General features: G+C 66.8%; 1 protein-coding gene. It reads right to left on the bottom strand.

All coding sequences use genetic code 11. The features are described 5' to 3' along the window. Positions 1–769: metallophosphoesterase family protein (locus AC1D00_RS43700; protein ID WP_477015009.1), on the bottom strand; the 769-nt coding region annotated here is incomplete at both ends.

Genomic DNA, 769 nt, shown 5'->3' with positions numbered 1-769 from the left:
GCCTTGCGTCCTCGACCTTCATCGGACCGGGCGAGGGCGCGGCCCCCGGCGCCGGCTGCGGGAAGGCGGTCGAGCGCGCGGTGTGGAAGGTGACGTTGCCCTCGACCTTCTGCATCACCTGGTGGATGTGCCCGTTCAGCACGGTGACCGAGCCGAAACCCTTGACGTGTTCGAGCGCGCGGCCGCCATCCTCGGTGCCCCAGCCCCATTCCGGGTAGACGGTCCAGAGCGGAATGTGGGCGAACAGCACGATCGGCGTCGATTTCGACTTGCCGCGCAGATCGTCCTCGAGCCAGGCGAGCTGCTCGGCGCCGAGATTGCCGAGGCCGCCGGCCTTGAGGTCGACGACGTTGACGAGGCCGACGAAGTGCACGCCGCCGGCGTCGAACGAATACCAGCCCTGGCCCTTGGTGCCGCGGCCATAGCGCTCGCGATAGAACTTCACCTCCTCGTCGAGGAAATCATGTTCGCCGGGGACGTAGTGCACGTCCAGCTTGGCCTGCGAGATGATGCGATCGGCATTGTCGAACTCGGCGGCTTTCGACAGATGGGTGATGTCGCCGGTGTGGATCATGAACGACGGCTTGGCCGGCATCGCGTTGATCTTGCCCACGGCTTCCTCGAGCGTGCCGAGTGCATTGGGGTTGGCCGGCTTGTCGAAGCCGACATGGCTGTCGCTGATCTGGAGGAAGCTCCTGCCGGGCGCTGCCGCGGTCGCAGCTTGCGCGGAATCGATGATGCCGAGCGAGCGCGGCACGCCGCCCGTGAC

The organism is Bradyrhizobium sp. P2_E8 (assembly GCF_056403875.1).
The sequence above is the reverse complement of the archived record's forward strand: the minus strand, read 5'-3'. Positions and strand labels throughout refer to the sequence as shown.